The organism is Streptomyces africanus (assembly GCF_030816955.1).
GTDB lineage: Bacteria > Actinomycetota > Actinomycetes > Streptomycetales > Streptomycetaceae > Streptomyces > Streptomyces africanus.
The window spans coordinates 8,282,240-8,308,683 of the sequence record NZ_JAUSYP010000001.1 but is presented as its reverse complement, the minus strand read 5'-3'; the positions used below and the strand labels follow the sequence as shown (position 1 = coordinate 8,308,683).

Annotated in this window: 26 protein-coding genes; 12 read left to right on the top strand and 14 right to left on the bottom strand. The window is 71.2% G+C overall.

Features of this window, described 5'->3' with window-relative positions:
• Position 1 precedes the first annotated feature (1 nt).
• Together QF034_RS37830 and betA are read right to left on the bottom strand one after the other, a co-directional pair.
• Positions 2–1,471, bottom strand: a complete 1,470-nt coding sequence (locus QF034_RS37830) for an aldehyde dehydrogenase family protein (RefSeq protein WP_307179164.1) — start codon at positions 1,469–1,471, stop codon at positions 2–4.
• A gap of 197 nt (positions 1,472–1,668) precedes the next feature.
• Positions 1,669–3,327 carry a choline dehydrogenase gene (gene betA / locus QF034_RS37825; RefSeq protein WP_307179163.1) on the bottom strand — a complete coding sequence of 553 codons (1,659 nt, stop codon included), beginning with the start codon at positions 3,325–3,327 and terminating at the stop codon, positions 1,669–1,671.
• A gap of 208 nt (positions 3,328–3,535) precedes the next feature.
• Between betA and QF034_RS37820 the strand changes: the two genes are divergently transcribed.
• Positions 3,536–4,282 carry an IclR family transcriptional regulator gene (locus QF034_RS37820; RefSeq protein ID WP_307180072.1) on the top strand — a complete coding sequence of 249 codons (747 nt, stop codon included), beginning with the start codon at positions 3,536–3,538 and terminating at the stop codon, positions 4,280–4,282.
• A 1-nt stretch (position 4,283) separates the two neighbouring features.
• Here the strand turns inward: QF034_RS37820 and QF034_RS37815 are convergent, their stop codons facing one another.
• The 8 genes from QF034_RS37815 to QF034_RS37780 all read right to left on the bottom strand — a co-directional run bounded on the left by QF034_RS37815 (position 4,284) and on the right by QF034_RS37780 (position 12,731).
• Entirely contained in the window at positions 4,284–5,414 is a 1,131-nt protein-coding gene (locus tag QF034_RS37815; protein WP_307179162.1) for an aromatic ring-hydroxylating oxygenase subunit alpha, read from the bottom strand.
• A 37-nt stretch (positions 5,415–5,451) separates the two neighbouring features.
• A complete protein-coding gene (locus tag QF034_RS37810; protein WP_307179161.1) occupies positions 5,452–6,615 on the bottom strand; it encodes an NAD(P)/FAD-dependent oxidoreductase in 1,164 nt (387 codons plus the stop codon).
• The gene (locus tag QF034_RS37805; protein WP_037673830.1) at positions 6,612–6,974 is read right to left on the bottom strand and encodes a bifunctional 3-phenylpropionate/cinnamic acid dioxygenase ferredoxin subunit; all 363 of its coding nucleotides are present in this window, start codon (positions 6,972–6,974) and stop codon (positions 6,612–6,614) included. Before QF034_RS37805 ends, QF034_RS37810 begins: the two co-directional genes overlap by 4 nt.
• A gap of 214 nt (positions 6,975–7,188) precedes the next feature.
• Complete coding sequence (locus tag QF034_RS37800) at positions 7,189–7,824, bottom strand: MBL fold metallo-hydrolase (RefSeq protein ID WP_307179160.1); 636 nt, start codon at positions 7,822–7,824, stop codon at positions 7,189–7,191.
• The gene (locus tag QF034_RS37795) at positions 7,824–8,909 is read right to left on the bottom strand and encodes an S-(hydroxymethyl)mycothiol dehydrogenase (protein ID WP_307179159.1); all 1,086 of its coding nucleotides are present in this window, start codon (positions 8,907–8,909) and stop codon (positions 7,824–7,826) included. The genes QF034_RS37800 and QF034_RS37795 overlap by 1 nt, the downstream gene beginning before the upstream one ends.
• A 185-nt stretch (positions 8,910–9,094) precedes the next feature.
• On the bottom strand, positions 9,095–10,396 hold the full coding sequence (locus QF034_RS37790) for an MFS transporter (protein WP_307179158.1): 1,302 nt from the start codon (positions 10,394–10,396) through the stop codon (positions 9,095–9,097).
• Positions 10,393–11,571, bottom strand: a complete 1,179-nt coding sequence (locus tag QF034_RS37785; RefSeq protein WP_370880913.1) for a PLP-dependent cysteine synthase family protein — start codon at positions 11,569–11,571, stop codon at positions 10,393–10,395. Before QF034_RS37785 ends, QF034_RS37790 begins: the two co-directional genes overlap by 4 nt.
• A 731-nt stretch (positions 11,572–12,302) precedes the next feature.
• Positions 12,303–12,731, bottom strand: a complete 429-nt coding sequence (locus tag QF034_RS37780) for a hypothetical protein (protein ID WP_307179156.1) — start codon at positions 12,729–12,731, stop codon at positions 12,303–12,305.
• Between the two features lie 228 nt (positions 12,732–12,959).
• Here QF034_RS37780 and QF034_RS37775 point away from each other — a divergent pair, with 228 nt between their 5' ends.
• Together QF034_RS37775 and QF034_RS37770 are read left to right on the top strand one after the other, a co-directional pair.
• Positions 12,960–13,256 carry a heavy-metal-associated domain-containing protein gene (locus tag QF034_RS37775; protein ID WP_307179155.1) on the top strand — a complete coding sequence of 99 codons (297 nt, stop codon included), beginning with the start codon at positions 12,960–12,962 and terminating at the stop codon, positions 13,254–13,256.
• An 82-nt stretch (positions 13,257–13,338) separates the two neighbouring features.
• Positions 13,339–14,745 carry an MFS transporter gene (locus QF034_RS37770; RefSeq protein ID WP_307179154.1) on the top strand — a complete coding sequence of 469 codons (1,407 nt, stop codon included), beginning with the start codon at positions 13,339–13,341 and terminating at the stop codon, positions 14,743–14,745.
• 146 nt (positions 14,746–14,891) lie between these two features.
• Here QF034_RS37770 and QF034_RS37765 read toward each other — a convergent pair whose 3' ends face one another.
• Positions 14,892–15,542: a TetR/AcrR family transcriptional regulator gene (locus QF034_RS37765; protein WP_307179153.1), complete on the bottom strand. Its 651-nt coding sequence runs from the start codon at positions 15,540–15,542 to the stop codon at positions 14,892–14,894.
• A 115-nt stretch (positions 15,543–15,657) separates the two neighbouring features.
• On the opposite strand from QF034_RS37765, the gene QF034_RS37760 reads away from it, so the two are divergent.
• Complete coding sequence (locus QF034_RS37760) at positions 15,658–17,100, top strand: MFS transporter (RefSeq protein WP_307179152.1); 1,443 nt, start codon at positions 15,658–15,660, stop codon at positions 17,098–17,100.
• A gap of 119 nt (positions 17,101–17,219) precedes the next feature.
• Entirely contained in the window at positions 17,220–17,744 is a 525-nt protein-coding gene (locus tag QF034_RS37755; protein ID WP_307179151.1) for a DUF4396 domain-containing protein, read from the top strand.
• Between the two features lie 55 nt (positions 17,745–17,799).
• Here QF034_RS37755 and QF034_RS37750 read toward each other — a convergent pair whose 3' ends face one another.
• The gene (locus QF034_RS37750) at positions 17,800–18,369 is read right to left on the bottom strand and encodes a histidine phosphatase family protein (protein ID WP_307179150.1); all 570 of its coding nucleotides are present in this window, start codon (positions 18,367–18,369) and stop codon (positions 17,800–17,802) included.
• A gap of 249 nt (positions 18,370–18,618) precedes the next feature.
• On the opposite strand from QF034_RS37750, the gene QF034_RS37745 reads away from it, so the two are divergent.
• Together QF034_RS37745 and QF034_RS37740 are read left to right on the top strand one after the other, a co-directional pair.
• Positions 18,619–18,840, top strand: a complete 222-nt coding sequence (locus QF034_RS37745) for a CbtB domain-containing protein (protein WP_086560877.1) — start codon at positions 18,619–18,621, stop codon at positions 18,838–18,840.
• A gap of 13 nt (positions 18,841–18,853) precedes the next feature.
• Complete coding sequence (locus tag QF034_RS37740) at positions 18,854–19,597, top strand: CbtA family protein (protein ID WP_307179149.1); 744 nt, start codon at positions 18,854–18,856, stop codon at positions 19,595–19,597.
• Between the two features lie 106 nt (positions 19,598–19,703).
• Here the strand turns inward: QF034_RS37740 and QF034_RS37735 are convergent, their stop codons facing one another.
• Both QF034_RS37735 and QF034_RS37730 read right to left on the bottom strand, forming a co-directional pair.
• On the bottom strand, positions 19,704–20,576 hold the full coding sequence (locus QF034_RS37735) for a glutathione S-transferase C-terminal domain-containing protein (protein ID WP_307179148.1): 873 nt from the start codon (positions 20,574–20,576) through the stop codon (positions 19,704–19,706).
• 266 nt (positions 20,577–20,842) lie between these two features.
• Positions 20,843–21,775, bottom strand: coding sequence for a LysR family transcriptional regulator (locus QF034_RS37730; RefSeq protein ID WP_307179147.1), 933 nt, complete (start codon positions 21,773–21,775; stop codon positions 20,843–20,845).
• Positions 21,776–22,193: 418 nt separating this feature from the next.
• Here QF034_RS37730 and QF034_RS37725 point away from each other — a divergent pair, with 418 nt between their 5' ends.
• The 5 genes from QF034_RS37725 to QF034_RS37705 are packed head-to-tail and all read left to right on the top strand — an operon-like array spanning position 22,194 to position 26,437.
• Complete coding sequence (locus tag QF034_RS37725) at positions 22,194–22,925, top strand: alpha/beta hydrolase (protein WP_307179146.1); 732 nt, start codon at positions 22,194–22,196, stop codon at positions 22,923–22,925.
• The gene (locus tag QF034_RS37720) at positions 22,922–23,773 is read left to right on the top strand and encodes a sulfurtransferase (RefSeq protein ID WP_307179145.1); all 852 of its coding nucleotides are present in this window, start codon (positions 22,922–22,924) and stop codon (positions 23,771–23,773) included. The genes QF034_RS37725 and QF034_RS37720 overlap by 4 nt, the downstream gene beginning before the upstream one ends.
• Positions 23,774–23,814: 41 nt before the next feature.
• The gene (locus QF034_RS37715) at positions 23,815–24,711 is read left to right on the top strand and encodes an ABC transporter permease (protein ID WP_307179144.1); all 897 of its coding nucleotides are present in this window, start codon (positions 23,815–23,817) and stop codon (positions 24,709–24,711) included.
• Between the two features lie 5 nt (positions 24,712–24,716).
• Positions 24,717–25,451 (top strand): ABC transporter ATP-binding protein, encoded by a 735-nt coding sequence (locus QF034_RS37710; RefSeq protein WP_307179143.1) that lies wholly within the window; start codon positions 24,717–24,719, stop codon positions 25,449–25,451.
• Positions 25,448–26,437 (top strand): ABC transporter substrate-binding protein, encoded by a 990-nt coding sequence (locus tag QF034_RS37705; RefSeq protein WP_307179142.1) that lies wholly within the window; start codon positions 25,448–25,450, stop codon positions 26,435–26,437. The genes QF034_RS37710 and QF034_RS37705 overlap by 4 nt, the downstream gene beginning before the upstream one ends.
• Positions 26,438–26,444 lie beyond the last annotated feature (7 nt).

The following is a 26,444-nucleotide window of genomic DNA, read 5'->3' as shown; positions in this document are numbered from 1 at the left end:
TTCAGCCGCGGAACCAGTGCTGCGGCCTGGGTTGGATGTTCTGCCAGATGTGTTTGGGCTCCCGGTACTCGTCCAGGCCGGTCGGGCCCAGCTCCCGGCCCACGCCGGAGTGCCCGAACCCGCCCCACTCCGCCTGCGGCACATAGGGGTGGTAGTCGTTGATCCACACCGTGCCGTGGCGCAGCCGGCGGGCGACCCGCTGGGCCTTGCCGGCGTCCTGCGTCCAGACGGCGCCGGCGAGTCCGTACTCGGTGTCGTTGGCGATGCGTACGGCGTCGTCCTCGTCGGTGAAGCGCTCCACGGTGAGCACGGGCCCGAAGGACTCCTCGTGTACGACCCGCATGTCCTGACCGCACTCGTCGAGCACGGTGGGCGGGTAGTAGTGGCCGCCGGCCAGGACCGGGTCGTCGGGGCGTGCGCCCCCGCAGCGCAGGACGGCGCCCTCGGCGAGTCCGGCCGCGACACAGGCCTCGACCTTCGCCAGGTGCTGCGCGGAGATCAGCGGGCCGGTCTCGGCCTGCGGATCGAAGGGGCCGCCGAGCCGGATCTGCCGGGCGCGGCGGACCACCTCGTCGACGAACCGGTCGTGCAGCGCGTCCTCGACGATCAGCCGGGCGCCGGCCGAGCAGACCTGGCCCGAATGCAGGAAGACGGCCGTGAGCGCGAAGTCCACGGCCGTCTCGAAGTCGGCGTCGGCGAAGACGACATTGGGGTTTTTGCCGCCGAGTTCCAGGGCGACCTTCTTCACGGTCGCGGCGGCGGTGGCCATGATGCGTCTGCCGGTGTCCAGGCCGCCGGTGAAGGAGACCATGTCGACGGCCCGGTCCTCGGCGAGCGGTGCACCCACCTCGGGCCCGGGCCCCAGGACGAGGTTGGCGGCACCGGCCGGAAGCCCGGCCTCCGCCAGCGCCTTCATCAGCAGGACGGACGTCGAGGGGGTGAGCTCACTGGGCTTGAGGACGATCGTGTTGCCCGCGAGGAGAGCGGGCGCCACCTTCCAACTCGCCTGGAGCAGCGGGTAGTTCCAGGGGGTGATCAGTGCGCACACGCCGATCGGCTCGTACACGACGCGGCTGACGGCGTCGGCGCGGCCGGTGTCGATCACCCGGCCCGCGTCGGTGCCGCCGAGCCCTCCGTAGTAGCGGAAGCAGGAGACGACGTCGGCGATGTCGTACTCGCTCTCCACCAGCCGTTTGCCGGTGTCCAGCGATTCGGCGCGGGCGAAGGCGTCGGCGTCGCGTTCGAGGAGGTCGGCGGTGCGCAGCAGGAGCGCACCGCGCTCACGCTCGGGGGTGCGCGGCCAGGGCCCTTCGTCGAAGGCCCGGCGGGCCGCGGCGATGGCTGCCTCGGCGTCGGGGCGGGCGCCTTCGGACACCGTCACGGAGAGCGAGCCGTCGGCGGGGCAACGGATCTCCCGGTGGCCGCCGGCCACGGGATCCCGCCATTTTCCGTCCACGTACAGGTCTGCCACGTCGAGGGCCCTTCGAGCGAATCGCGTTGCGCATCGTGCATCGAATTGCTTGTGGTGGAACACTCTGGAGAAGGCTGCAACCCACGTCAAGGGGTTGGCCGATGACGGTTTCGCCAAGGAGACAGCCACGAGGACGCGGCACCGGCAGGCCCGGAACGCCTCGCCTCCGGGCCGGTCGGCGGTCTGAAAACTGCTGGTTACGGCAGGGAGCGGTGCCGGTAATAGGCGGCGGCGGACGGTGGAAGCGGGTTCTTCCCGAGGATGAGATCGGCCGCCTTCTCCGCGATCATCATCACCGGTGCGTAGATGTTGCCGTTGGTAATGTACGGCATCACCGACGCGTCGACGACACGCAGCCCCTCCACCCCGTGCACCCGCATACTGGCCGGATCCACGACGGCCATCTCGTCGGTGCCCATCTTGCAGGTGCATGACGGATGCAGCGCGGTCTCGCCGTCCTTGGCGACCCAGGCGAGGATCTCCTCGTCGGTCTCGACGGTCGGCCCCGGCGAGATCTCCCCGGCGTTGTAGGGGGCCATGGCGGGCTGGTTGAGCAGCCTGCGGGCGACCCTGACGGCCTCGACCCACTCACGTCGGTCCTGCTCGGTGGACAGATAGTTGAAGCGCAGCGCGGGGTGCTCGGCCGGGTCCTTGCTCTTGATCTTCACCGAGCCGACGGCGTCGGAGTACATGGGCCCGACGTGCACCTGGTAGCCATGGCCGCCTGCGGGCACGGAGCCGTCGTAGCGGACCGCGACGGGCAGGAAGTGGAACATCAGGTTGGGGTAGGCCACCTCCTCGTTGCCGCGGACGAAGCCGCCCGCCTCGAAGTGGTTGGTCGCGGCGGGGCCGGTGCGGAAGAGCCACTGGAGGCCGATGAAGGGGGCGCGCCACTTCGCGAGGTACGGCTGCATGGAGACGGGCTGCTTGCAGGCGTACTGGATGTACACCTCCAGGTGGTCCTGGAGGTTCTCGCCGACACCCGGCAGATCGTGTACGACGTCGACGCCGAGGGCGCGCAGCTCCTCTGCGTTGCCGACGCCCGAGAGCTGGAGCAGCTGCGGGGAGTTGATCGCGCCTCCGCAGAGGATGACTTCGCGGGCACGCACCCGCTGGGGTCTGCCCTGGCCCCGCCGGTACTCGACGCCGACGGCCTTCTTGCCTTCGAAGAGGACGCGGGTGACCAGGGAGCGCGTCCTGACCGTGAGGTTGGGGCGCTTGCGTACGGGTTTGAGGTAGGCCTTGGAGGCCGACAGGCGGCGGCCGCGGTGGACATTGCGGTCGAACCGGGCGAAACCTTCCTGCCGATAGCCGTTCACATCGTCGGTGGGAGCGTGGCCCGCCTCCTCGGTGGCCTTCAGAAAGGCCTCGAAGAGCGGATTCGTCCCCGGGCCGCGCTCCAGGACGAGAGGGCCGTCGTGACCGCGGAACTCGTCGTCCGGGTCGGCGGCGAGGCAGTTCTCCATCCGCCGGAAGTACGGCAGGCAGTGCGCGTAGTCCCAGGTCTCCATGCCCGGGTCGGCCGCCCAGCGCTCGTAGTCCATGGGGTTGCCGCGCTGGAAGATCATGCCGTTGATGCTGCTGGAACCGCCCAGCACCTTGCCTCGCGCGTGGTAGACGCGCCGGCCGCCCATGTGGGGCTCCGGTTCGGACTCGTACTTCCAGTCGTAGAACCGGCTGCCGATCGGGTAGGTCAGTGCCGCGGGCATGTGGATGAAGACATCCCAGGGGTAGTCGGGCCGGCCGGCCTCCAGGACCAGCACCTGGTTGCCCGGGTCCGCGGAGAGCCGGTTGGCCAGGGCACTGCCGGCCGATCCACCACCGACGATGACGAAGTCGTACTGCACGTGAGCCATGGGGCCTCGTCTCGCTCGCGCCGTTGAGAATGCGCGGCATGCTAGTACTCGTACCGCTATGCGCACCAGGTTGCGAACCGCGCAACTTCTCCGAGGTCTGCACAAGGCCTTGACCTGCACTACTGGCCGCCATGTTTAACGCCCGTATAGTTGCGTTGTGAGCAACTACCATGCAGATGCCGAAACGACAACCGCGCCGACCGGTGGGGTGCAGTCCGTCGACCGCGCCATCACCGTGCTGGAGATTCTGGCCCGGCGCGGCGAGGCGGGAGTCAGCGAGGTTGCCGCCGAGATCGATGTCCACAAGTCGACCGCGTTCCGGCTGCTCGGCGCCCTGGAGGTGCGCGGTCTGGTGGAACAGGCGGGCGAGCGCGGCAAGTACCGCCTCGGCTTCGGCCTCGTCCGGCTCGCCGGCGCGGTCACCGGCCGCATCGACATCACCCAGCAGAGCCGCCCGGTCTGCGAGCGTCTCGCCGAGGAGATCGGCGAGACCGTGAACCTCGCCGTGATGCAGGAGCACTACGCGATCAACCTGTACCAGGTACGCGGTCCCGGCGCTGTCACGGCGTTCAACTGGGTCGGCCAGCTGACGCCGCTGCACGCCACCTCCAGCGGCAAGATCCTGCTGGCCCACATGCCGCCGAAGGAGCGTGCCGCGCTGCTGTCGGAGACCGGCCTGAAGAAGCTGACCCCCCGCACCCTGACCGCGAAGACGAAGCTCGAGAAGAACCTCGTCGAGGCTCTCGAACGCGGCTACTCCTGGACTCTGGAGGAGTTCGAGGTGGGACTGCACGCCATGGCGGCCCCGGTCCGCAACAGGGACGGCGAGGTCATCGCGGCGCTCAGCGCCTCGGGACCGGCGTACCGGCTCACCGAGGACCGGATGCACGAACTCGCCCCTGCGCTGGTCAAGGGCGCGGACGAGATCAGCCACCGCATGGGCTACCTGGGCTGACCTACTGCGGCCGGCCCGTGCCGAGGCGCTCCTGGACGAAGGCGTGGAACTCGCCGATGTGGTGCTCGCTGGGTACGAGCACTCCGCCCTTGGCGTACAGCCGGGAGCTCATCGCGGGCTGACAGCGCTCGCACGCGTCGAAGTCCTGCCGGTTGACCCGGTCGAAGAGCTCCACCGACCGGCTGACATCCTTGCCGCTCTCGACGACGTGCCGGAGGTAGAGCCAGTCGCACTCGACGATGGTGCGGTCCGCGGCGACCGGGTACATCCGGTGGAAGATCACATGGTCGGGCACGAGGTTGATGAACACCTGCGGCCGGACGGTGATTGCGTAGTACCGGCGGTCCTGGTCCTCGGTGATGCCCGGAATGCGGTCGAGGCCTTCGGAGCCGTCGACGGTGAAGCCCTTGATTTCGGAGCCGAACTCCGCGCCGTGTCCCACGTAGTACTGAGCGGCGTATCCGTCCGCGAACTCGGGGAGTACCTCGGTCAGTTCGGGGTGGATCGTCGCGCAGTGGTAGCACTCCATGAAGTTCTCGACGATGAGTTTCCAGTTCGCCCGCACGTCGTAGACGATCCGTCGGCCGACGTCGAGGTTGTCGATGTCGTAGTGCTCGATCGACTCCGTGTCGCCGAGGCGCGCGACCACATCGCCCACGACCTCGTCGAAGGGGGGCGGGTTCGCCGCGAGGCACACCCAGACATAGCCGAGCCATTCCCGCGTGGCAACGGGGGCCAGGCCGTACTCGGTGCGGCTGACGTCGGGCATCTTGGTGAGGTTGGGCGCCGCGACGAGTTTGCCCGTCAGGTCGTACGTCCAGGCGTGGTAGGGGCACTGGAAGGCGCGTTTGACCTCGCCGGTCTCCGCCGTGCAGAGCCTGGCTCCACGGTGTCGGCAGACGTTGAGGAAGGCGCGGACGGAGGTGTCCCGTGCCCGGGTGATCAGGACGCTCTCACGGCCCACCTCGACGGTGCGGAAGGCACCGGGCCCGGCGAGGTCGGCGGAGCGCACGGCACAGAACCACATCGCCTCGAAGATGTGTTCCTGCTCCTGGGCGAAGACCGCGGGATCCGTGTAGGAAGAGCCGGGGAGGGTGGCGATCAGGCTGTCCGGCAGGCCGGTCGAGGTCACTGTGCACTCCTCGGGGAAGCGTGGTGGATCGCCCCTGTCAGGGCGCCTTGGCCGCGAGTTGCTTGCGCCAGCGCGTGAACAGCTTCGGCTGGTTCATCCCGAGCACGGCGACCGGGTGTCCGGCCCGCCGGTAGACGGCGAGGACGTCGCGGTCGTCCGCAGTGCCCGCCTCGATCGTCACGCTGTCGGCGCGGGCCGCGTTGCCGGCGAACTGGATCTTCACGCCGTACTGGTCGGACCAGAAGTACGGCGGCCGGGGCAGGCCCGGTTCGCACTCGCCCCAGGACAGCAGGGCGGCCACGGCCGCGGCGGGGCGTTCGCGGGCGCCGGTCCAGTGCTCGACGCGGCGGTGGGTGCCCGCGCGCGGGTCGTACCAGGAGGCGCAGTCGCCGACCGCGACCACGCCGGCCAGGCTGGTACGGCCGTCCGCACCGCACCTGACGCCGTCGTCGAGTTCGATGCCGGAGCCGGCCAGCCAGTCGACGCAGGGACGGGCCCCGACACCCACGACGACGATGTCGGCGGGGATGCTGCGGCCGTCCTCCATCAGGACGGCGTCGACGCGGGTCTCGCCGCTCAGGCCCTTGACGCCCACGCCGCACAACAGGCGTACGCCGTGGTCCGCGTGGAGGGCGGAGACGATGCGTCCCATGGCCGGGCCGAGCGGTCCGGCCAGGGGGGTGGGCGCCGCCTCGACGATGGTCACGTCGAGGCCGAGCGCGGAGGCGGTGGAGGCGACCTCGGCACCGATGAAGCCGCCGCCGATGACGACCAGGCGTCCGCCCCGGGCCAGTTCGTCCCGCAGGGCGCGGGCGTCGTCCAGGGTGCGCAGGGTGTGCACGCCGGCCAGTCCGTCCATGCCGGGCAGGGTCCGGGCGGCGGCGCCGGTGGCGATGACGATGCCGTCGGCCCGCACCTGCCGGCCGTCGGTGAGCCGCACGGCGCGGGGCGTGGTGTCGAGTCCGGCGGCGCGGGCTCCGAGCAGCCACTCCGCTTGCAGGTCCTCGTCGTCCGGCTCCAGCGCGAGTTCGGCTTCGCCGATGCCGCCGGCCAGGAACTCCTTGGACAGGGGCGGCCTGTCGTACGGGCGGTGGATCTCGTCGCCGATGACGACCAGCCGTCCGTCGTATCCCTGTTTGCGCAACGAGCGCGCCGCCGACAGACCGGCCAGCGACGCGCCCACCACGGCCACTGTCCTCACGCGACGCCCCCGGCGAGCCGGGCGGCGATGCAGGGAGGCAGGTTCGGGGCTGCCGTGGACAGCCGGACGTAGATCATGCCGTCCTCGACGAAGACCTCGTGCGTGCGCACCGGGAGCTTGGCCGGCGGGGCGTCGACGGCTCCGGTCTTGAGGTTGAACTTCGAGGCGTGCAGCGGGCATTCGACCTCACAGCCCTCCAGCCAGCCGTCGGCGAGCGAGGCGTCCTGGTGGGTGCATGTGTCGTCGATGGCGAAGAGTTCGCCGTCGTCGGTGTGGAACACCGAGACCGGCGGGTCGATGTCGAGCCTGTGGGCCTCGCCTCGGGGCAGATCCACGAGACGGCACGCGGCAATCATCATGACACCTCGGTGCGTATAGCGAAACGGATTGCGGTGAACGCAACGCCAGTTTGAGGGCGCCTTCAAACGCTTGTCAAGGAGTTCGTGGGACACCCGGCGGCCTCAATTTTTGTTGCGCGATATGAAACTTTCTGCGCTATAAGAAACGCAGGTCAGGGCGGAGCACCTGCCAGAACCGGGGCGCGAGCGCCCCGGCCGGCCTGGCGGCGTGCTGTCACCAGCCGCGGGCGGCCCACTCCTCCAGGTGCGGCGCCTCAGCCTCGACCGTCGTCGTCTCGCCGTGTCCGGTGTGGACGACCGTCTCGCCCGGGAGGGTCAGCAGCCGGTCACCGATGGAGCCGATGATCGTGCCGAAGTCGCTGTACGAGCGCCCGGTCGCGCCGGGCCCGCCGGCGAACAGCGTGTCACCGCTGAACAGCGCACCCAGATCGGGTGCGTACAGACACACCGCACCCGGAGCGTGTCCGGGCGTGTGGAGGACACGCAGGACGAGGCCCGCCACCGTGAGTACGTCGCCGTCGGCGAGCGGCCTGTCGGGCCGTCGGCCCGGGTGCGCCATCTTCCACAGCACCTGGTCGTCGGGGTGCAGGAGGATGGGCGCGCCCGCGGCCAGGGCGACGTCCGGCGCGGCGCGCACATGGTCGTCGTGGGCGTGGGTGCACACGATGGCCGACAGCCGGCGGTCACCGACGGCCGCCAGGACGGCGTCGGAATCGTGGGCCGCGTCGATGACGACCACCTCGTCGTCGTCACCGATGATCCAGACGTTGTTGTCGACGTCCCAGGTCCCGCCGTCGAGGCTGAAGGTCCCGCTGGTGACGAGGTGTTCGATGCGCGGTGCGCCGGCCATCACAGCACCACCACCGAGCGCAGCACATCGCCGCGGTGCATCTTCTCGAACGCCTCCTCCACGTCACCGAGGCCGATGGTCTCGGAGACGAACGCGTCCAGGTCGAAACGGCCTCCGAGGTACAGGTCGATGAGGGCCGGGAAGTCGCGCGAGGGCAGGCAGTCGCCGTACCAGCTCGACTTCAGCGAGCCGCCCCGTCCGAAGACGTCGAGCAGGGGCAGCTCCACCTTCATCTCCGGGGTGGGCACGCCGACCAGCACCACCGTGCCCGCCAGGTCGCGGGCGTAGAAGGCCTGCCGGTACGTCTCGGGGCGGCCGACGGCCTCCACGACGACGTCCGCGCCGAAGCCGCCCGTCAGCTCGCGCACCGCTTCCACGACGTCGCCCTTGGACCCGTCGACCGTGTGGGTGGCTCCCATGGCCATGGCCCGGTCCAGCTTGCGCTGGTCGATGTCGACGGCGATGACCTTGCTCGCTCCGGCCAGCCTCGCCCCCGCGACGGCGGCCATTCCGACACCACCGCAGCCGATGACGGCGACGGAGTCGCCCCGGCCGACGGCACCGGTGTTCACGGCCGCGCCGAAGCCCGCCATGACGCCGCACCCGAGCAGACCGGCTGCCGCGGCCGGGGCCGCCGGGTCCACCTTGGTGCACTGCCCGGCGGCGACCAGCGTCTTCTCCGCGAACGCGCCGATGCCGAGCGCCGGCGAGAGCGGGGTGCCGTCGAGCAGCGTCATCGGTTGCGTCGCGTTGTGGGTGGCGAAGCAGTACCAGGGCCTGCCCCGGCTGCAGGCCCGGCACTGGCCGCACACCGCACGCCAGTTGAGGATGACGAAGTCGCCGGGCCCGACACCGGTGACTCCCTCCCCGACCGCCTCGACGCGACCCGCCGCCTCGTGCCCCAGCAGGAAGGGGAACTCGTCGTTGATCCCGCCCTCGCGGTAGTGGAGATCGGTATGACAGACGCCGCAGGCCTCGACCTGGACCAGCGCCTCACCCGGACCGGGGTCGGGGACGACGATCGTTTCGACGGAGACCGGTGTGCCCTTCTTACGGGCGACGACGGCACGAACCTCGTGAGCCATGAGCTGCTCCTCAAGCGGGAAACCCTCGTCGATGCGTTGCCTCATTCGCTACACGCACCGCTATACGCAACCGAGCATCCAGGAGGAGCACACCGAGGGTCAAGGGCTCGGTTCCAGCCGGGCCGACACGTGTGCGGCCGATCCGATCCGGCCGCACACGGTCAGCGGTTCAGGCGGTCATGCCGTCAGGCGGCGACGGGCTGCGGCCCGGCCGCCTGAGCTGCCAGACGGCCCGTGCGGTGCAGACCCCACAGTGCTGCCGCGCACGCGAGGCCGAGTGCGCACAAGCAGATCCACGGCAGCGCGGGCATCCCCGCCTCGCGGGCGGCGTCGAGCGACGCGCCGGTGAGGAGGTTGCCGAGGGTGATGCCGATGCCGCAGATGGTGTTGTAGAGCCCGTAGTGCGTGGCGACGAGCCGGTCACCGGAGAGGCGGACGATGGTGTCCATCTCGAAGGGATAGGCGATCATCGTGCCGACGGCCAGCAGCAGCGCGGCCAGCATGGGCGGTACCGCGGCCAGCAGCCACAGGCCCACGCCCGAGTCCGGAACGGGCACCGCGGTGGCCAGCGACAGGGGCACGAAGGCCAGGCCCATGGCGGCCAGTCCCCGGGTCAGGGCCTGGCCCGGCTCGTAGCGGGCCTTGCACCAGGCGGTCACCCGCGTCTGGCCGGCGATCGTGCTCAGCCCGGAGGCGGCGAAGAGCGCGGCCACCGCCGCTGTGCCGAACTCCCCGTCACCGCCGACCCGTCGTACCTCCAGCGGCAGCGCGAGATAGACCTGGAAGGAGAGGACGTACGAGCCGATCATGGCGCCGGAGAAGAGCAGGAACGGCCGGTTGGCGAGGATGCCGCGCCACTGGGCCAGTACGCCGTCGCGGTCCTGCCCCTCCGTGCCGCCCTTGGTGTCGTCGGCCCGTCGCGCCGGCAGGGCACGGATCTGCACGATGCTGAGCAGCGCGAAGATCCCGGCCGAGACCAGGCAGGTGACGCGGAAGTCCACGCCGGTCAGCACCATGCCCACGAGCGGACCCAGCAGGATCCCGGCCTGGTAGAAGACGTTGAACAGGGCGAACGCCTCGACCCTGCGCTCCCCCGCGTCCGCGGCGAGATACGCCCGGACGGCCGGGTTGAACAGGGCCCCGGCGAGCCCGGTGGCCGCGGAGGCGGCGATCAGCGCGGCAAGCGAGTCGACCAGGCCGAGCGTGGCGAAGCCGGCCGTGCGCAGCACGCATCCGGCCACGATCATCGGCTTGTAGCCGAACCGGTCGGCGAGCGTCCCGCCGACCAGGAACATGCCCTGCTGGCTGAAGTTCCGCACGCCGAGGACCAGTCCGACGATCCAGCCGGCCAGTCCGAGGGTGCCGGACAGGTGAGCGGCCAGGTAGGGCATCAGCATGTAGAAGCCCAGGTTGATGGTGAACTGATTGACCATCAACAGCTGGACGCTGCGTTCGTAACCGCGTACCTGTGCGAGGGTGCCCTTCACCGGTTCTCCTCCGCAGCGTCGGCGTGACCGCGCCCGGCGTTCTCGCCGGTTCCTTCCTCGCGGTCGAGTGCGTCGAGCACGTCGGGTTCCTGTGCCGGCTCGGCGAGGGTGAGCGGGTCGACCACGGTGGCGCACCGGGTCCAGCGTGCGACCTCCTTCTCGTCCGCGCGCCCGATCACCTCCGGTTCCGGAGCAGGAGGAGCGTCGAGGAGGCCGTGCGCGCCGCAGTAGTCGTCGTCGAAGACCGTCCCGAGGTAACGCTGCGGACCATCCGGGAAGATCGCGGCGATCCGGCTGTCGGCGGGCAGGGTGCGGGCCAGCCATCCGGCGACCAGGGCGACGGCGCCGACGCTCCACCCGCCGGTGGCGTAGTGCGAGCCGGCCAGCTGGCGGCAGGTCCAGACCGCCTCGGCCGGGGCCACCCAGTGCACCTCGGCGAAGTTGTCGTAGGCGACGTTGCGGGGGTAGATGCTCGACCCCAGGCCCCGCATCAGCCGTGGCCGGGCCGGCTGGCCGAAGATCGTGGAGCCGATGGTGTCGACGCCGACCACCTTCAGCTCGGGGTAGAGCTGCTTCAGCACGCGGGAGACGCCGGCGGAGTGCCCGCCCGTGCCGACACTGCACACGAGGACGTCGATGTGGCCCAGCTCGGACGCCAGTTCCAGGGCGAGCGGGGTGTAGGCGGTGGTGTTGTCCGGGTTGTTGTACTGATCGGGGCACCACGCACCCGGATGCCGCGCCATGAGCTGCTCCACGCGCTCACGGCGAGCCTGCTGCCATCCGCCGGTGGGGTGCGGCTCGGAGACGACGTTGACCTGGGCGCCGTACGCGGTCAGCAGCCGGGTCATCGACCTCTCCAGGCCGGGGTCGGTGACCAGGGTGACCGGGTGGCCGTACACCATTCCGGCCAGGGCGAGGCCCAGCCCGAGGGTGCCGCTGGTGGACTCGATGATCCGGGCTCCGGGGCGCAGGTCGCCCCGGGCGCGGGCGCGTTCCACCATGTACAGACCCGGCCGGTCCTTGATGCCGCCGGGGTTGAAGCCCTCCAGCTTCGCCCAGAAGCCGCGGTCCGGGGGCGTCAGGGGCTGGGACACCCGCAGCAGCGGCGTGTTGCCCACCAGTGCTGACAAGGCGGACCGCTCGGGCAGGGCGGCGGTGTTCGTCATCGACTGCATGTCTTTTCGCTCTCGCTCGATGAATACGCGGTGCACGTTCATCTCGCGCCTCGGCCACGCGGGGGACGGTCGCTCCGTCCGAGGTCGTGGGGCCGTCGCGCGGCAGTCGGGCGGGGCCGGCTGCGAGCGAGAGGTCTAGATCCGCCACCGCGAGGTGCGGACCAGCGCGGTTCTGCCGGTACGTCTTATGCGGGTTCGCAACTGCCGATGCCGGGGCTGCGGCCGTAGGAGAGCCTCGGGAAGGCCGGCGAACGCCGTCGTTCCGGCCTCGCCGGGTGGCTGGTGGGCGGCCTGCGCCGTCGTGCGGGCGGCCCCGTCCAGGCCGCACTCCTCGGCCTCATGGTGCCGATGCGGCCCATGAGGCACCACATCGCTCGCCACCGCCGGCCGTCCGAAGGCCGTGGCGACAGTGGGTGTCAGCCGCTCCTGCTCTTGTAACTGCCCATGCGGCAGGGCGCACAGCCCCAGCATCACGAGCAACGCTCCGGACAGCAGAGCGAGAAGCGGGCGCCGCCGACACGAGTCGGCGGGGTCGCGCGGGGCAGGCATGGGGGTACGGGAGTGTGTCGGCACAGGTTCTCCGTGCGCTCGCCCCTTTCGGCCACGGCGGCAGCCACGGCGGGAAGGAGCGGCGGGCAGGGGTGGGGGAAGTACGGCGTCGACGAGGCGGAGCCCACGCCCGTCGGCAGGCGTGGCCGGAGCAGCCGTGGGAAGAAAGACGACCGCTGTTTCTAGACCTGCTGAACCACGGACAATCTCAGAGCGGACGACGACGCGGCAGACAGGGCCGGCTCGTTGCGGCCCGGCCTGCCCGAGACGCGCCCGGGGTCGGTCGATTCGGCGACCGACTGCGCGAAGCACGGCGGTGTCAGCACCGGGCCCTGCTGCGGCTGGCCGGAGACGCAGTGCTCACCGGTGTGCGAGGGGCCATGACCATCGCCCGGCTCACCTATCGCGACGAGCCGCGGCGCGGCCTGCTCGTCCAGCGGGGCCACAGGTGCCACCGCGCCGGTCACCAGGTGTCCTGCAGCGCTCTCGGCGCTCAGTCCGTGAGCGGACAGGACGCCGAACAGCAACACGACCATGGCCAGCACGCGCAGCAACGGACCCGCAGACGCGCGAGCCCGCACCAGGCGCGGGAGTGACCAGGTCGTGATCATGCCGTGATCCTAACGGCTCGCAGACCTTGGTCCGGTCAACTCCCGCGCAACAGCGCGTTAACGAGCCACACACATGACCGATTCGCTTCGGCGGAGATCACGGACCGCCTGTGGGCGGCCCTCCACCTTGCATATACCCCCTAGGGGTATACTGTTGACTCGTTCGAGAGGAGCGGGGACGAGCCGCTCCCGAAGCGTCCACGCATCGACATCCGAGGATGAAAAGCCATGACCGACCTGAAGAACACCGGCCCCTGCTGCTCCACCGACAGTTCGTGCCACTCCGGCGCCGCGGCCGGCACCCAGGGCGGCGGGGGCACCACCGTCTACAAGGTGTCCGGCATGACCTGCGGGCACTGCGAGGGCGCGGTCTCGCAGGAGATATCCGCACTGAGCGGCGTCACCGCGGTCACGGCAGTCGCCGAGACCGGTGAAGTGACGGTCACCTCCGCCACCCCGCTCGACGAGGAGGCCGTCCGTGCCGCCGTCGACGAGGCGGGTTACGAGCTCGTCGGCACGGCGTGAGCCCGTCCGGGGCCAAGCGGCCCCGGACCACCGCTCACCGCCGCCTGGCACTGTCAGTCCCAGGCGCTGGTGGGCGCTCGCCGTGCTCGCCACTGCCCAGTTCATGGTGATCATGGACACCTCGATCATCGGGGTCGCACTCCCCGAGATGCAGAAGGACCTCGGCTTCTCGCAGGGCGAGCTGCAGTGGGTCTTCAACGCCTACGTCATCGCCTTCGGCGGACTGCTGCTCCTCGGCGGGCGCCTCTCCGACCTGCTCGGCGCCCGCCGGATCTTCTCCGCCGGCTGGACCGTGCTGATCGGCGGGTCCGTCGTCGCGGCGGCAGCGCAGACCGCGTGGGTGGAGGTCGTCGGACGCGCGGTGCAGGGCGTCGGCGGGGCCCTCATCGCCCCGGCCGCGATGACCCTGCTGGTGACACTCTTCGCACACGACCCGAGGGAACTCGGCAAGGCCATGGCCCTCTACGGCGCCGCCGCGCCGGCGGGCGGCACCGCAGGCGTCTTCCTCGGCGGCGTGTTCACCGAGTGGCTCAGCTGGCCGTGGGTGTTCATCATCTACATCCCGATCGGCGTCGCCACACTCGCCGCCACCAGGCTGCTGCCGCCGGTCGCCCCGCGCCGCGGCGCCATCGACGTCCTGGGCGCCGTCGCGGTCACCGCGGGCCTCGCGCTCGCCGTCTTCGCCGTCGTACGCGCACCGGAGACCGGCTGGGGATCCACACGGACCGTGCTCCAACTCCTCGGCGCCGCGGCCCTGCTGGCTCTCTTCTTCGTCATCCAGAAGTCCGTACGTCAGCCGCTGATGCCGCTCGGCATCTGGCGCGTGCCGCGGCTCGGGTCGGCCAACCTGGCGATGACACTGCTCGGGGCCGCCTGGATCCCGATGTGGTACTTCCTCAACCTCTACCTCCAGCAGGTCCTCGGCTACGGGGCGTTCGCCTCGGGTGCCGCGCTGCTGCCGATGACCGTGTTGCTGATGGCCTTCATGACCGCCATCACCGCTCGGCTGCTGGCCCGGTTCGGCGCCAAGCCGCTGATCGGCGGCGGGCTGCTGGTCCTCGCGCTGGGTCTGGCGTGGCTGTCGGCCGTCGAACCGAGCGGCTCCTTCGTCGTCGACGTACTGCCCGCCTCACTGGTCGCGGCGCTCGGCATGTCGCTGGCGTACATCCCGGCGATGATGGCGGCCATGTCCGGCGCCCCGCAGGAACAGGCGGGTCTGGCCTCCGGCATCGTCAACACGACCTACCAGATCGGCTCGGCCCTCGGCCTGGCCGCACTCACCGCCCTGGCCACCTCGCAGGGTGCGGGCCGGCTCGGAGACCTGCCGGCCCTGACCGAAGGCTTCAGCTCGGCGTTCACCGCGGCGGCGGTCATCGCCGCCGTAGGCGGCCTCGTCACGCTCCTGGTGATGGGCGCCGAGAAGTCCTCTGCGACCGCCGTCCAGGAGCAGACCGAACGGGCGGAGCCGGCCCATCGGCCCGGGATCTGACCGATGAGCTGCCGAACCGAGAGAAAGGCGATGTCAGGGCCGACGGTCCGCCGGATCCGCGCAGGAGTCCGGCGGGCCGTCGGCGCATACCGGCGCGTCAGCGACTCCAGCGCGTCCGGCTCGACTTCGTCGACACGGGCCCGAGCTCAGTGGTCCCACCCCGGACCGTAGTGCCCGAGGAACATGTCCACCCCGCTGACGATGAGCCGGTCCGTGAGGCTGTCCTCGATGTGGGTGCCGTAGGTGCTGAAGACCATGTGGGGGAAGACCAGCAGCGCGTAGAGCTGCATGATCGCGACTTCCAGGTCGGGGATGACCAGCCGGCCCTGGTCCGCGAGCGTGCGCAGGGCACCGGCGACGGCCGGATGGTGACCCTCGGGACCATGGCGGTGCCAGGCCCGCCCGAGCTCGGGGAAGCGGTGCTGTTCGGCGGCGACCAGGTTGCGCAGGGCGGTGATGTCCTTGTTCGTCCTGACGGTGTGCACCCAGCTGTGGGCGGCGTCGATGAGGGCCGCGCGCAGGTCCTCGGCCTCGGGCAGCTCTTCGAGCGCGGCCGAGGAGGCGTGGCCGAGGGGTTCGTCGAGGGCGCTGGTGATGACAGCGGTGAACAGCGCTTCCTTGCTTCCGAAGTGGTTGTAGACGGTCACTTTGGACACGCCCGCCTCGGCGGCGATGGCGTCCATTCCGACGCCGAAGCCGTCCCGCAGGAAGAGTTCGCGCGCCGCCCGGACGATGGCCTGCCGCTTCAGTTCGGCACGGGGGCCGCTGGGGGGCTGCTTGACACTGTCCACGCTCATGAGCCGATCCTAGCAATTGACTGAACTGAACAGTTGAGTTCATATGTACTGCCCCGTACAGTTCAGTTGTGGGCGGAGACCGTTTCCCGCCTCTGCTCCGACAGGAGGACCCGTCATGACGCATCCGGCTCATTCCGCAAGCCACACCCACCACGCGCCGGAACATCACCCGCCGTCGGCCGACCCTCGCCGCTGGGCGGCGCTGGCCCTCATCTGCGTCGCCCAGTTCATGTTGATCCTCGACGTCACCGTGGTGAACGTCGCGCTGCCCGACATGGCCGCCGACCTGGACCTCGACCGGGCCACACTGACCTGGGCAGTGACGGCGTACACGCTCTGCTTCGGCGGGCTGATGCTGCTGGGCGGCCGCCTCGCCGACGCCGTGGGCGCCCGCCGCACGCTCCTGGCCGGCCTCGCGGTCTTCACCGCCGCCTCCCTGGTCACCGGCCTCGCCGGAACCGCCTCCGTGCTGCTCGGCGGGCGGATCGCCCAGGGCGTCGGCGCCGCTCTCCTCTCCCCCGCGGCCCTCTCGATCGTCACCACGACCTTCCACGGCACGGAGCGCAACAAGGCACTGGGCGTGTGGGCCGCGATCGGCGGCTCGGGCGCCGCGGCCGGCGTCCTGATCGGCGGCGCCCTGACCGACGGTCCGGGCTGGCAGTGGGTCTTCTACATCAACGTGCCGATCGGCCTCGCCGTCCTCGCCGCCCTGCCGGCGCTCGTCCCCGCCCACGCCCCGCAGCCGGCACGACTCGACCTGCCCGGCGCCCTCCTGGTCACCGCGGGAACGGGCTCGCTCATCTACGGCCTGGTGGAGGCGGGCGACTCCGGCTGGGCCGACACGGCCACGCTGCTGCCGCTGGCCGCCTCGGTGGTGCTGTACGCGGGGTTCGCCGTGGTGGAACGGGCGAGCCGCGCCCCGTTGATGGATTTGCGGATGTTCACCCGCCGACCGGTACTCGCGGGTGCGTTCCTCATGCTCATCGCCACCGCGCTGCTGATCGCGTACTTCTTCCTCGGCTCGGTCTACCTCCAGCACATCCGCGGGCTCACGCCGCTCAGGACCGGCTTGCTGTTCCTGCCGGCGGCCGTGGCCACCGGTCTCGGCGCCCATCTCGCCTCCCGCCTCGTCGGCCGGATCGGCGCTCGCGCCGTCGCCGTGGCCGGCATGGCGATCGCCGCCGTCGGATCGGCACCCCTGACCCGGTTGTCCGACGAGGGCAGCGTGTACGCCGGCCTGCTCCCCGGCTTCGTCGCCGCTTCCTTCGGCCTCGGCATGGTCTTCGTCACCGCCACCACCACCGCGCTGGGCATGATCGACCACCACGAGGCGGGTCTCGCCTCCGGTGTCGTCAACACCTTCCACGAGGTGGGCGGTTCGATCGGCGTGGCGATCGTCTCCACGATCGCCGCCTCGGGCATCGAGTCCGGCTCCGTCGGCGGCTTCACCGACGCCTTCACGGTCTGCGCCGTCGCGGCGGCCGCGAGTGCCGCGGTGGCTCTGGGGCTCGTACCGCGCGGCAAGCCGCAGGTGAGCGGGGGGCCGCACGTGCACTGAGGACCGTTCCACCCGATTCGCGTGAACAAAGCCTTGGCGATATACCCCCAGGGGGTATATCGTTCTGGCTGTGGGGCTCAAGGAACGGGCCGCATTCGACGGGATTGGGGAAGAAGGTCATGGACCACACCGCTCACCACACCGGCGACGGGCACGACCACGCCACCCACGCGGGTCACCACGGCCACGCGGACCATGACGGGCACGCCGGAGCGTCCTGGGGAATGGCGGTCAAGGCGACGCTGCACTGCCTGACCGGCTGCGCCATCGGCGAGATCCTCGGCATGGTCATCGGCACAGCCCTTGCGTGGGGGAACGTGCCCACCATGATCCTGGCGATCGCGCTCGCGTTCCTCTTCGGCTACTCGTTCACGCTGTTCGCGGTCCGCCGGGCCGGCCTTGACTTCAAGACCGCGCTGAAGGTCGCGCTCGCCGCCGACACCGTCTCCATCGCCGTGATGGAGATCGTCGACAACGCCATCATCGCCATCACGCCCGGCGCGATGGACGCCCACCTGTCCGACGGGCTGTTCTGGTACGCACTGCTGGGCGGCTTCGCGATCGCCTTCCTGATCACCACGCCGGTCAACAAGTGGATGATCGGCCGCGGCAAGGGCCACGCCGTCGTCCACGCCTACCACTGACCATCAGCCGGACCGGTCCAGAACACGCCTGGGCGCCCCGCACCAGTCGGGGCGCTCAGGCGCGTCCGTCGACGGCGCCCATCCTCAGATTCCAACGGCCGTTGCGGCCGGTGAGCGCGACTGCGGACAGCGGCGGAACATCGACGCGCCAGAACGACGACATCGGCGCATCCAGCGCAAGGAGCACCGCGGTTCGCGCCACGGCCTGTTCCACCACGGCGTGCGCCCGTCCCGTATCAGCCGGCAGTGTGTCCAGCCAGGCGGCAACCCGGCCACAGACGTCCGCCACGGATTCGCCGCCGTGCGGGGCGGCTTCCGGATCCGACATCCAGGCAGCCAGGCTGGCACCGTCGTCAGCGGCGACCTCGGCGAGGGTCCGGCCCTGCCAGCTCCCCATGTCCATGTCCCGCAGCGGCGGTTCGACCACCACCGCGTCCCAGCCCAGGGACCGCGCCGTCTGCCGGCACCGCTCCGACGGCGCCGTATACCAAGCCGACGCCGCCGGCAGAGCTCCGGCGGCCGCTCGCGCCTGCCGCACCGCCCGTTCGTCGAGCGGCGTGTCGCCGAAGCGCACATCGCGCTCCGCAGGGGCGGCGGCACACAGCAGGGTGAGCCGGACGGTCATGGCAGTCCCTTCGCTGGATTCCGCCAGTGGGCGGTTCATCGTACGTGGCGTACGCCATGTTGGCCGAAGCCGTACTTGCCCCTACCATCTGGGACGACAAGGACGACGGCGCCACGGAAGTCCGGTGCAAGCCCGGCACGGTCGCGCCACTGTGTGCCACCCTCCCCCGAGGTGTGGTGAGTCAGACCCAACGCCGTCGTCGAGTGCTCCACACGATGCGGGACGCGATGTTCCCGAGGAGGTCTCGCCATGGCGCAGTCCACTGCCGCCCCCACTCCCACCACCACCCAGACCCTCACGCCGCTGCCGCTGCGGGCGATCGCCCCCTGGGCCGTCTTCTTCGGCGTCCTGATGCTCGTTCTGCTCTACTTCGTCGGCGCCGAGCAGGGCGCCACCGCACTGGTCTCCGGTGAGGGCGTACACGAGTGGGTGCACGACGCCCGCCACCTCCTCGGCTTCCCCTGCCACTGACAGGGCGCCCTTCATGAACTCCACGACCGTACGCACCCTGTTGGTGCGCGGCATGCTCGCCGGCCTCGCCGCCGGCGTGCTCGCCTTCGTCTTCGCCTATGTCGTGGGAGAGGGATCCGTCGACGCGGCCATCGCGTTCGAAGAGTCCACATCCCATGAGCACGGCGAGGAACTCGTCAGCCGGTCCTTGCAGTCGACGGCCGGTCTCGCGACGGGCGTCCTCGTCTTCGGCGTCGCCATCGGCGGCATCGCGGCGCTCGCGTTCTGCTTCGCGCTGGGCCGCATCCGCCGGTTCGGCGCCCGGGCGACCGCCGCGTTGACCGCGCTCGCCGGGTTCCTCCTCGTCTACCTGGTGCCGATTTTGAAGTACCCGGCGAACCCGCCGGCCGTCGGCGACCCGGACACCATCGGCCAACGCACGGCCCTGTACGTGCTGATGATCGCCCTGAGCGTCCTGCTGGGCACAGGCGCCGTCCTGCTGGGCCGCGGGCTCGCGCCGGGCTGGGGCAACTGGAACGCCTCCATCACCGCCGGCGTCTCCTTCGTGGCGGCGGTCGGGGTCGCGATGGCGATCCTGCCGCACGGGGACAACATCCCCAAGGGCTTCCCCGCCGCCGACCTCTGGGAGTTCCGCCTGGCCTCGATCGGCATCCAGGCCGTGCTGTGGTCGGCGTTCGGGCTCCTGTTCGGCTACCTGGCCGAACGCGTCCTCGAACCGCGGCCCGTACGCGGGCGGGTCTCCACACTGACGGCCTGACAAGGAGGCCTTGTGGCGGAGGGGGTACCGGGGGCGCGCCCGGTACCCCCTCCGCTCGTAGTCGCGTGAAACCCCCGGCGGCCGGGGCGTCTGCCCCGCTTCCCCGTCAGCCGGGCTGCCGCACCGGCTCCCATGCGTCCCGTCGTGCGTACCCCGCCCAGTCCACGATCTGTACCGCCGCTCCGGCGGCTTCCCTGCCCCGGCAGTGGGCGTGGTGCCTGCGGGCGATGCCGTCCAGATCGAGACGGGAGCCGAAGGCGGGGTGCGCCGCCAGCCGTCGTGCGTACGCCCACAGACGGGGGTGGTCGGTGATGCGGTGCACCGCGGCGGCATCCAGGTGGTGGCGGTGCACGGTGTCCAGCTGCACCAGCGTCACCCACAACTGCACGTCCGCGAGGCTGAGTTCGCCGCCCAGCACGTACTCCTGGGAGGCGAACCGCCACTCCAGCACGTCCAGGGCGCTCAGCAGGGTGGCCAGCGCGGTGTCGCGTGCTGCCGAGTCGGCGCCGGGCTGCCCGGCACGCTGGGCGGTTCGGGTGATGCCCTGCTCACAGAGCCGGCCCACGCCCTCGATCGCCTTCTCGGCACCACAGGGGTGGAGGTCAGGGCCATGACCACCGAACCTCGTCAGGTCCCGAAGGATGTCCGGGGCATGCGTGCTCACGATCCGCCCGGTCCAGCCGTCGCTGAGCACCGGCGCCACGGCCGGACCCGGGTGCTGGTGCCAACTGGCCTCGTACAGCGGACGCAGTGCCCGGTATCCGCCGCCGGGTGCGTCGGGCACGGCGGGCAGCAGCGTCACCGGGAGCGTGTCGCCGAGGCCGAGCAGGCTGTGCGTCACGGCGATCTGCAGGCCGTGCGGACAGGAGAGGGCGAGATGGAGCCGGTAGCGGCGCGGCGCGGCGTAGTAACCGCTGCGCGCGTCACAGCCGATCCTGCTCCGGAAGGACGGCACGGCTGTCGGGGATGTCGCGGACATGCGTCTCCTTGGGCGTGCTTGGTCATGGGCGTACGACGGCGACGGCACGCGGCAGCTCCGGCGCGGCCGGGATGCGGTACTGCTGCGGAAGGGTCAGGCGTGAGCGGGGGCTGAGCCGCCATCGCGCAGGGAACTCGCCGCACTGCAGACACGCACGAGATCGATGTGGCGGCGGGACGTCAGCAGGGGCAGCGGCCGGACGGCGACCCGGACGGCGACGCCGCCGAGGTCCAACGCGACAAAGGCCATGATTCCCTACCAGCTCACTAGGATTCCCGTAGTGAAGTGTCAGGCCGTGTCCACGCCGCGTCAAGAGGGCCGCTCAAGGGGCGTGTCCGGGATGCGGCCAGTAGCGCGCGGACCGCCTCGACGGCGGCGCCGGTCACTGAGGGGTCCGCGCCGTGCCGGGGGCGCGCGCTGAGTCGTACCGGAGGAACGGTGGGCAAGCCCTCGACCGGGCTCAGCCCCTCGGGGTGCTGGTCGCCGGGCACGGCGAGCAGCGCGGTGCCCAGTCCGGCGCGGGCCGCGTCCAGGACACCCGCGAGATATCCAGCCTCGGCGACGACCGTGGCCGGTGTGCGGTGGGCGGCCAGCGCGGCGAGGGCGCGGCGGCGGATGACGCAGGGTTCGTTGATCGCGACCAGCGGCATCGGGGCGGGGGCGACGGGCGGCTTCCAGTCAGGGGCGGCGAACCAGCTCAGCGGTAGTCCGCCCACGGGGTTGCCCGCCGCGGCGGTCGCCTCAGTGACGTAGACGGCGAGGTCGAGTTCGCCGCGGTCGACCGCGTCCGTCAGTCGTGCCGAGCGGTCGATCCGCACGCGGACCTCGGCGCCCGGACGCACCTCCCGTACGGCCTCGGTGAGCACCGGGAGGATCTGGTCGGCGCCGTGCTCGGTGGCGCCGACGACGACGGTGGCGGTTCCGGGACCGCCCTCACCCAGGAGCCTGCGCACGGCCGCGTCGTGCGCTCCGACGATCAGCCGTGCCTCCTCCAGGAGTTGGGCGCCGCTCGCGGTGAACCGGGTCTTGCGGCCGTCGCGTTCGACGACGGGACGGCCCAGCGTCTTCTCCAGCCGTCGTACGTGCTGGCTGACCGCGGACTGGCTGAGGGCGAGCGCGCCGGCCGCGCGGTGGAAGCCGCCGTAGTCGGCTACGGCGATCAGGCTGCGCAGTGCCACGATGTCCAGGACCGGTCGCATGCGCGCAGGCTAGCACCCATCGATCAGGGATCGTGATCGGTTTTGATGGCGAATCGTCGTTGGACGTGCGGCTTTCGCCTCCTGCATGCTGGGCGCATGCCGCGTACAGCCGACGCGCCGGCCTGCGGGCCGCGCCCCCACAGCACCGGATCCCGGCCGTCGGCCGTCGGGTCGGCCGTGTGCTGCGGTGCGGGCACGTGGCTGACGCAGCGGCGGGTGGTCGACCTCGGCCGCGCCGTCACCATGCGCTGTCGCTGATCCGCGTACGCGCGATGCTCCGTTGAGCCGAAGCCGGTCCAGCTGATCCAGCACGCCAGGTGGCGGGCCCTCCGCGCAGGTACGCATCACGCTCCCCCTCCCCCGGCCCACGGCACGGGTGCGCCCCGCCTCTCTGAGCCCTCCGATGAATCGAGTCACCATGAGCTCTCCTCAGCCTGTCCACGCCTGGGACGAACCAGAGGGGATCGCCCCGCGCGGCACCCTCGTCCTCCTCCCCGGCCGTGGTGAACACGGCGGCGTGTACGAGCGGTTCGGCCGCCGCATCGCTGCCGACGGCTACCGCGTACGGGCCCTGGCGGATCCCTCCCCCGCCCCGGATGCGGTCATCGACCAGGCCGCCAAGCTCCTTCGCGACGAGACACTGCCGGGTCCCCGGGTCCTGGTCGGCTCCGACACCGGGGCCGTGTACGCGGCCTGGCTCGCGGCGCGTGGCGCACCGGGCCTGGACGGGCTGATCCTCGCCGGGCTGCCCACCACGCCGCACGCCGTCGCGGCGACGTCCGGCTGGGAGGCCGAACTCGACCAGCGCACCGCCTGCCCCACGCACCGCGGCAGGCTCGCCTCCGACGACGCGTTCCGGCGCGGTGCGCTCACGGACACGGACCCTGCCGGCCTGCCTGCCCTGGAGGGCGTCTCCGTCCCCGTCCTCGCCCTGCACGGCGCCGACGACCCGGTCAGCCCGCTCCCTGAGGCCGTCCGCGCCTACCGCGCACTGCCCGGCGTGGAACTGGTGAGTCTGGCCGGGACCCGGCACGACGCCCTCAACGACCTCACCCACCGCACGGCCGCCGCCACGATCGTGCTGTACCTGGAGCGGCTGCGGCTCTCCTCGGACCTCGCACCCATCGCCGTACGGGAGGACCTCGCATGACCGCCCCGGTGCTGACCGGCGTGGCCGAGCTCCGCTCCCTGCTGCACAGCGGTGAGCCGAGCCCCGTCGTCCTCGACGTGCGGTGGCGGCTCGGCGACCCGCACGGCCGCGAGCACTACCTCAAGGAGCACATCCCCGGCGCCGTCTACGTGGACCTCGACACCGAACTCGCCGCCCCGTCCTCGCCCGAGGGCGGTCGCCATCCCCTCCCCGACCCGGCGGACCTGCAGGCGGCCGCGCGCCGCTGGGGCCTCACCGCGGGCCGCCCGGTGATCGTGCACGACGACAACGGCAACACCGCCGCCGCCCGCGCCTGGTGGCTGCTGCGCTGGGCGGGAGTCGAGCGGGTGACGCTGCTCGACGGGGCCCTGGGCGCCTGGCGCGCGGCCGGGCTGCCGACGGAGGCCGGGGAGCCGGAGGCTCCCGCACCGGGCGACATCGTGCTCAGCCCGGGGCGGTTGCCCGTGCTGGACGCGGACGCGGCGGCCGACGTCGCCCGGGACGGTGTGCTGCTGGACGCCCGCGCCGCCGAGCGGTACCGGGGCGAGAGCGAGCCGGTCGATGCGCGTGCCGGGCACATCCCCGGCGCGCTGTCCGCCCCCACGGGCGACAACCTCGGTCCCGACGGAACCTTCCGCGACGCGGCGGAACTCGCCGCGCGGTTCACGGCGCTGGGCGCCGGCGACGCGACCGAGGTGGGGGTCTACTGCGGCTCCGGTGTCACGGCCGCCCACCAGGTCGCGGCGCTCGCCCACGCCGGCATCCCCGCCGCGCTGTACCCCGGTTCCTGGTCCGCCTGGTCCGCCGACCCCGACCGCCCGGCCGTGCTGGGCGAACAGCCGTACTGAATCCCCGACATCCGTCCCACTCCTCCCCGAGAGGCCACCCCATGCCCTCCCCGAACACCACCGTCTCCGGAACGTCCCCGCCGACGCACACGCCCGTGCGGCCGGCGCCACCGGCCCCGGCCCCCACGAAGAGCGACCGCCCCGCAGGTCCACGCCGGCGTCCCGCCCTGCGCGTGCCGCGTGGCGTGCGCCGAGCCGCCGGCCCGGTCGGGCTGCTGGTGGTGTGGTTCCTGGGGAGCACCACCGGTGTGCTTCCCGAGTCCGTGCTCGCCTCCCCGATCGACGTCGTCCAGCGGGCCGTCGACCTGACCGGGACCGGTGAACTGCCCCAGGCCATCGCCGCGTCCGGCCGCCGCGCGGCGATCGGGTTCCTCATCGGTGCGGCCGTCGCCCTCGCGCTGTCGCTCACCGCGGGACTGTTCCGGCTGGGCGAGGACGTCATCGACGCGTCGATGGGCATGTTCCGGGCCATCCCCTGGGTGGGTCTGATCCCCCTGTTCATCGTCTGGTTCGGCATCGACGAGACCCCGAAGATCGCGCTGGTCGCGCTCGGCGTGACGTACCCGCTGTACTTCAACGTCTACGGCGGCATCCGCTCGGCCGACGCCCAGCTCATCGAAGCGGGACGGATGGCGGGGCTCGGCCGCGTCGGTCTCATCCGGTACGTGATCCTGCCGTCCGCACTGCCAGGAGCCCTTGTGGGTCTGCGGTACGCGCTGTCCACCGCCTGGCTCGCCCTGGTCTTCGCCGAGCAGGTCAACGCGGACGCCGGCATCGGCTATCTGATGAGCAACGCCCAGCAGTACTTCCAGACCGATGTCATCGTCCTGTGCCTGGCCGTCTACGCGGTCCTCGGCCTGCTGTGCGACTTCGCCGTACGGCTGCTGTCGCGGCGGCTGCTGGCCTGGCGGGCCTCGTTCGACGGCGAAGGAGCGTGACCGGCATGACGGAGACAGCGAACGTGAAGGTCCGCAGGCTGACCCGGGCCTTCGACGACAAGACGGTCATCGACGGGCTGGATCTCACCCTGCGCCAGGGCGAGTTCGTCGCCCTGCTCGGTCACAGCGGCTGCGGCAAGTCGACGCTGCTGAAGATCCTCGCCGGGCTCGACAACGAGACCGAGGGCGAGGTGACCGTGCCGGAGCGCCGCTCGGTGGCCTTCCAGTCGCCGCGGCTGATGCCCTGGCTGCGCGTGTGGCGCAACGTGGTGCTCGGCCTGCCCGGCTCCCCGGACCGGGCACTCGCCGAGCGGTATCTGGGCGAGGTGGGCATCGAGGAGTACGCAGGCAGCTGGCCCAAGACCCTTTCCGGCGGTCAGGCCCAGCGCGTCTCACTGGCCCGCGCCCTGGTGCGCGAACCCGAACTGCTCCTGCTCGACGAGCCGTTCGGCGCCCTGGACGCCCTGACCCGAGGCAAGGCGCAACGCCTGGTCGCAGACCTGTGGCAGCGGCACGGCTGCTCGGTGCTGCTGGTCACCCACGACGTGGAGGAGGCGCTGCTGCTGGCCGACCGGGTCCTGGTGATGGACGGCGGGCGGATCGCGTACGAGGCCGAAGTCGGCCTGGATCGACCGCGCGACCTCGGCTCCCCCGAATTCGTACGACTCCGTGGCGAACTGCTGCGTCGCCTGGGCGTCCACGACGCCTCGGCGCATCCCCTGGAAGAGGCACCCGCATGAACCCCGTCCACCGCGTCAGCCGTGCGCTGAGCTCCACACTCGTCCTCACCGCGCTCCTCGCCACCGCGGCCTGCGGCGGGAACACCGAGGCCGCGTCCGGTGGCTCCTCATCGCGGGTAACCCTCACCATCGGCGACCAGGCGAAGAACCTGCAGACCCTGCTCGACGCCTCCGGCGCCCTCAAAGGCACGTCGTACCAGGTGAAGTGGGCCGAGTTCGAGGGTGCGGCCCCCCTCTTCCAGGCCGTGCAGGCGGGCGCCGCGGACACCTCGTACGCCGCCGACCTCCCCACGCTCCAAGCGCTCTCGGGGGGTGTACCGGTCAAGGCGGTGGGGGCGCTGCACAACGACGGCACGCACACCGGGATCGTGGTCCGTGACGACTCGTCGGTGAAGAGCGTCAAGGACCTCAAGGGCAAGAAGGTCGTGGTGTCCTCGGCGAAGGGGTCCATCGCCGAGTACCTCCTCGCGAACGTGCTTCAGCGGGCGGGGCTGAGCTACGACGACGTCGAGGTGCAGTACCTGCTGCCGACCGACGCGCAGGCCGCGTTCACCTCGGGCAAGATCGAGGCGTGGGCCACCTTCGGGGTCTACAAGTCCGTCGCCGAGCAGCAGGGCGGCCGGCTCCTCGTCAACGGCGCCGACGGTCGCGTGAGCGGTTACGGCTTCATCGGCGCCTCCGAGAAGGCGCTGGCCGACCAGGGCAAGAAGGCCGCCGTCTCCGACTACCTGCGCCGCCTGGACAAGGCCCTCGCCTGGTCGCGGGCACACCCGGACGACTACGCCGAGGCCATCCAGCGGAACACCGGTGCCTCCCCCGAAATCGCGAAGACCCTGGTGAGCCAGGCCAACAGCGAGCTGCTTCCGGTGAGTTCGCAGGTCGTCCAGTCCGTGCAGAAGGTCGGCGACACCATGCACGGCATCGGCGTCCTCACCCCGAACCCGACCGTCGCCGACCACATCGACACCAGCCTCGTCAAGGAATGAGCCCCGC